The organism is Streptomyces torulosus, from assembly GCF_001419765.1.
Taxonomy (GTDB): domain Bacteria; phylum Actinomycetota; class Actinomycetes; order Streptomycetales; family Streptomycetaceae; genus Streptomyces; species Streptomyces torulosus.
Window position 1 is genome coordinate 1 of the sequence record NZ_LIRK01000732.1, and the last position, 3,759, is coordinate 3,759.

Annotated in this window: 3 protein-coding genes; 1 reads left to right on the plus strand and 2 read right to left on the minus strand. The window is 69.9% G+C overall.

The features are described from left to right. Positions 1 to 265: 265 nt before the first annotated feature. Positions 266 to 943, minus strand: coding sequence for a TetR/AcrR family transcriptional regulator (locus AOK23_RS38695; RefSeq protein WP_055539988.1), 678 nt, complete (start codon positions 941 to 943; stop codon positions 266 to 268). Further along, complete coding sequence (locus AOK23_RS38700) at positions 940 to 1,968, minus strand: acyl-CoA desaturase (RefSeq protein WP_055717149.1); 1,029 nt, start codon at positions 1,966 to 1,968, stop codon at positions 940 to 942. The genes AOK23_RS38695 and AOK23_RS38700 overlap by 4 nt, the downstream gene beginning before the upstream one ends. A gap of 428 nt (positions 1,969 to 2,396) precedes the next feature. Between AOK23_RS38700 and AOK23_RS38705 the strand changes: the two genes are divergently transcribed. Continuing rightward, positions 2,397 to 3,759: phosphoenolpyruvate carboxylase (locus AOK23_RS38705; RefSeq protein ID WP_157878282.1), on the plus strand; the 1,363-nt coding region annotated here is incomplete at its 3' end.

Consider the following 3,759-nt stretch of genomic DNA (forward strand, 5'->3'; position numbering starts at 1 on the left):
GGGCCTGCCGGGCGGATGGCGGGGCAGGTGTTGGAGACCACGCCGCTGCGCTTGGCCTCGACGGGAACGCCGTAGGCCCGCCCGTTCGGCCCGGTCGGCACGAGCCGCTGCCGACGCCCGAGGGGGTGGGGTGCGCGGTCTCTCGCGGGTGCCGGTTCGTCGTGGCTCGTCGCGCAGTTCCCCGCGCCCCTCAGGGGCGGCGGTGTTCCCGTGGCACCGAGGGATCCGTGGCTCCCAGCGCCCCCGACCTGCCCTGGTGTCGGCGTCAGCTCTTTCGGTGGCCGATCAGGCGGGGCTTCTGTTCCAGGCCGTCCAAGCCGTGCCACGACAGGTTGACCAGGTGGGCGGCCACCTCCGCCTTCTTCGGGCGGCGCACGTCCAGCCACCACTGGCCGGTCAGGGCGACCATCCCGACCAGGGCCTGGGCGTACAGCGGGGCGAGTTTGGGGTCGAAGCCGCGGCTCTTGAACTCGCGGCCCAGGATGTCCTCCACCTGGGTGGCGATGTCGGAGATCAGCGAGGCGAAGGAACCCGTGGACTGGGGGATCGGGGAGTCGCGGACCAGGATGCGGAAACCGTCCGTGTACTCCTCGATGTAGTCCAGGAGCGCGAAGGCCGCCTGCTCCAGCAGCTCCCGCGGATGGCCGGCGGTGAGGGAGCTGGTCACCATGTCCAGCAGGCGCCGCATCTCCCGGTCCACCACCACCGCGTACAGGCCCTCCTTGCCGCCGAAGTGTTCGTACACCACCGGCTTCGAGACCCCCGCCTTCGCGGCGATCTCCTCCACCGACGTGCCCTCGAAGCCCTTCGCGGCGAAGAGGGTGCGGCCGATTTCCAGCAGTTGCTGACGGCGTTCGGCGCCCGTCATCCGGGTGCGGCGAGCACGCCGCGGCTTCTCATTGCTCGGGGTGCTGCTGGAGTCGGTCGCCACGGCGTCAATCATGCCGCCTCGGCGGGCGCCTTCCGGTGCTCGGAGCCGTCCTCACCCGTGATACGCCTGGAATCGATACGCGAGCGTGACGGCCAGCGCACGTCGTAGGCCCACCCCAGCTGTTCGAACCACCGGATCAGGCGGGCGGAGGAGTCCAGCTGGCCCCGTTCGACGCCGTGCCGGGCCGAGGTCGGGTCGGCGTGGTGCAGGTTGTGCCAGGACTCGCCGCAGGACAGGACCGCCAGCCACCACACGTTGCCCGAGCGGTCACGGGACTTGAAGGGGCGCTTGCCGACCGCGTGGCAGATCGAGTTGATCGACCACGTCACATGGTGCAGCAGCGCCACCCGGACGAGGGAGCCCCAGAAGAACGCCGTGAACGCGCCCCACCAGGACATCGTCACCAGGCCCCCGATCAGCGCGGGCAGTGCGAGGGAGACCATCGTCCACAGGATGAACTGGCGCGAGATCGTCCGCAGCGCCTTGTCCTTGATCAGGTCCGGGGCGTACTTGTCCTGCGGGGTCTGCTCCTCGTCGAACATCCAGCCGATGTGGGCCCACCACAGGCCCTTCATCAGCGCCGGAACCGTCTCCCCGTAGCGCCAGGGCGAGTGGGGGTCGCCTTCGGCGTCGGAGAACTTGTGATGCTTGCGGTGGTCGGCCACCCAGCGCACCAGCGGGCCCTCCACGGCCATCGACCCGGCGATCGCCAGCGCGATCTTCAGCGGGCGTTTGGCCTTGAACGAACCGTGCGTGAAGTGCCGGTGGAAGCCGATCGTGATGCCGTGGCAGCCCAGGTAGTAGAAGAACACCAGCAGACCGAGGTCCAGCCAGCTCACCCCCCAGCCCCAGGCCAGCGGCACCGCCGCGAGCAGAGCCAGGAACGGCACGGTGATGAAGAGGAGCAGCGTGATCTGTTCGATCGACCGCTTCTGCTCGCCGCCCAGCGTCGCCGAGACAGTGGGAGAGCCGGGCGCGGAACCCGGGGAGTCGTTCGCCTTCGGGGCGTCTTCGATCACATCGGAACTTGTGGTCATGGGGGCGTCCCCTAGGGGGTCGAGGGTGGAGAGAGGGGGGAGTGCCTGTCGACGACAGGCTGCGTGGGCCGCCTTACGGCATTCCCTACGGTTCCGTAACCTACGGCATCGTAAGTATGTCAGCGCGTCGCCCGGCGGCAAGAGCCCATCCGCCTCGCGTCCCGGCATCCAGGGGACATCTACCGCCACGGCGCCCAAAACGGGGGGCTTCCGACCCCCACATCTGGCACTCAGTGCCGTCAACCGGACACCTGGCGGCCTGCGCGTGACACCGGCCACCTATCCTGGTGTCGGTCGGACAGCGCGGTCCGCTCTGATTCCTGCCCGGAAGCCAAGCCCACCAAGCGGCGCCTGCACCTCCTCGAGTCGCTGGGCCGCCCTCCGGGTTCCCTCCCAGACGAGCTTCAACACTGCAAGGAGCCGCACCTGTGAGCAGTGCCGACGACCAGACCACGACGGTCAGCAGCGAGCTGCGCGCCGACATCCGGCGCCTGGGCGATCTGCTCGGCGAAGCCCTCGTACGCCAAGAGGGCCCCGAACTCCTGGAGCTGGTCGAGCGCGTCCGCCGCCTGACCCGCGAAGACGGCGAAGCCGCCGCCGCACTGCTGCGCGGCACGGAACTGGAGACCGCCGCCAAGCTCGTACGGGCGTTCTCCACCTACTTCCACCTGGCCAACGTCACCGAACAGGTCCACCGCGGCCGCGAACTGAGGGCACGCCGTGCCGCCGAGGGCGGCCTCCTCGCCCGGACGGCCGACCGCCTCAAGGACGCCGACCCCGAGCACCTGCGCGAAACGGTCCGGAACCTCAACGTCCGCCCCGTCTTCACCGCCCACCCCACCGAAGCCGCGCGCCGATCGGTCCTCAACAAGCTCCGGCGCATCGCCGCGCTCCTGGAGACCCCGGTCATCGAGTCCGACCGCCGCCGCTACGACACCCGACTTGCCGAGAACATCGACCTCGTCTGGCAGACCGACGAGCTGCGCGTCGTCCGCCCCGAACCGGCCGACGAGGCCCGCAACGCCATCTACTACCTCGACGAGCTGCACGCGAACGCCGTCGGCGACGTGCTGGAGGACCTCACCGCGGAACTGGAACGCGTCGGCGTCCAGCTCCCCGACCACACCCGCCCCCTCACCTTCGGCACCTGGATCGGCGGCGACCGCGACGGCAACCCCAACGTCACCCCCCAGGTGACCTGGGACGTCCTCATCCTCCAGCACGAACACGGCATCAACGACGCCCTCGACCTCATCGACGAGCTGCGCGGCTTCCTCTCCAACTCCATCCGCTACACCGGCGCCACCGAGGAACTGCTCTCCTCTCTCCAGGCCGACCTCGAAGCACTCCCCGAGATCAGCCCCCGCTACAAGCGCCTCAACGCGGAGGAGCCCTACCGGCTCAAGGCCACCTGCATCCGGCAGAAGCTGGAGAACACCAAGCAGCGCCTCGCCAAGGGCACCCCGCACGAGCCCGGCCGCGACTACCTCGGCACCAGCGAGCTCCTCCAGGACCTCACCCTCATCCAGACCTCGCTGCGCGAGCACCGCGGCGGCCTCTTCGCCGACGGCCGCATGAACCGCACCATCCGCACCCTCGCCGCGTTCGGCCTCCAGCTCGCCACCATGGACGTCCGCGAACACGCCGACGCCCACCACCACGCCCTCGGCCAGCTCTTCGACCGCCTCGGCGAGGAGTCCTGGCGCTACGAGGACATGCCCCGTGAGTACCGGCACAAGCTCCTCGCCAAGGAGCTCCGCTCCCGCCGCCCCCTCGCCCCCACCCCGGCAC

Bases quoted from the DNA above. Each gene is read 5' to 3' on its own strand.
- AOK23_RS38700 (WP_055717149.1), bottom strand. From the start codon at position 1,968: ATGACCACAAGTTCCGATGTGATCGAAGACGCCCCGAAGGCGAACGAC.
- AOK23_RS38695 (WP_055539988.1), bottom strand. From the start codon at position 943: ATGATTGACGCCGTGGCGACCGACTCCAGCAGCACCCCGAGCAATGAG.